Origin of the sequence: Streptomyces coryli (assembly GCF_011044975.1) — a bacterium.
GTDB lineage: Bacteria > Actinomycetota > Actinomycetes > Streptomycetales > Streptomycetaceae > Streptomyces > Streptomyces coryli.
Genome location: NZ_JAAKZV010000559.1, coordinates 1 through 1,010 on the forward strand (window position 1 = coordinate 1; position 1,010 = coordinate 1,010).

The window sequence follows — 1,010 nt, forward strand, 5'->3', positions numbered from 1 at the left end:
CCCCACTCCTCCCGTAGCCAGCCCTCCCACCGGCACCGCCCCAAAGGCGCCCCGGCGGCGTGGCCGTCACCATCCGATGCCAAGCCGTCCGTTCGTGCCTGCACCCCGCCTGCTCCGGTGACAAGATGTCCCGTATGACCGCTATCGCATTCATCGGCCTCGGCGCGATGGGCAGCCGCATGGCAGCGCGGCTGCTCGACGCGGGGCACAGTCTCACCGTCTGGAATCGCACCGCGGAGAAGGCGCAGGCGCTCGTGGAGCGGGGTGCCGTATTCGCGAAGTCGCCGGCCGATGCCGCCGGAGAGGCCGATGTCGTGATCACGATGCTCGCCGATCCGGGGGCGCTGCGGGACGTCACCGAGGGGCCGGACGGTGTGGCGGAGGGGCTGCAGTCCGCCGGGGCATCGGCCACCGTCATCGACATGTCGACCGTCGGCCCCGAGGCGGTCGCGCGGCTCGCCGAGGCCCTGCCCGAGGGGGTCGGGCTGCTCGACGCGCCCGTGCTCGGCAGCATCGATGAGGCCGCGGCAGGCACGTTGAAGGTGTTCGTTGGCGGGCCGGCCGAGCTCGCCGAGCGGTGGGCGCCGCTGCTGAGTGTCTTCGGTACGCCCGTGCACGTCGGGCCGCTCGGGTCCGGCGCGGCGGCGAAGCTGGTCGCCAACACCACGCTCTTCGGTGTTCTCGGCGTGCTCGGAGAGGCGCTTGCCATGGCGAAGGGGCTGGGGCTGTCGCAGGACAAGGCGTTCGAGGTGCTGGCCGGCACGCCGGTGGCCGCGCAGGCGCAACGGCGGCGGCCGGCGGTGGAGTCGGGGGAGTACCCGGTGCGCTTCGCGCTCGACCTCGCCCTCAAGGACGCGGCGCTGGCGATGGAGGCGGCGACGGCGGCGGATGTCGACGTACGGGTCATCCCCGCCGCCCAGTCGTGGCTCGCGGAGGCGGCGGCTGCGGGGCAGGGTGGGGAGGATTATTCGTCGGTGCTTGGCACGATTCTTGGGGAGGGGGTGGGGTGA

General features: G+C 73.1%; 1 protein-coding gene. It reads left to right on the forward strand.

The genetic code is table 11. The annotated features are described in order from the left end of the window. Positions 1 to 134: 134 nt before the first annotated feature. Positions 135 to 1,010 (forward strand): NAD(P)-dependent oxidoreductase, encoded by an 876-nt coding sequence (locus G5C51_RS42170; protein ID WP_165246235.1) that lies wholly within the window; start codon positions 135 to 137, stop codon positions 1,008 to 1,010.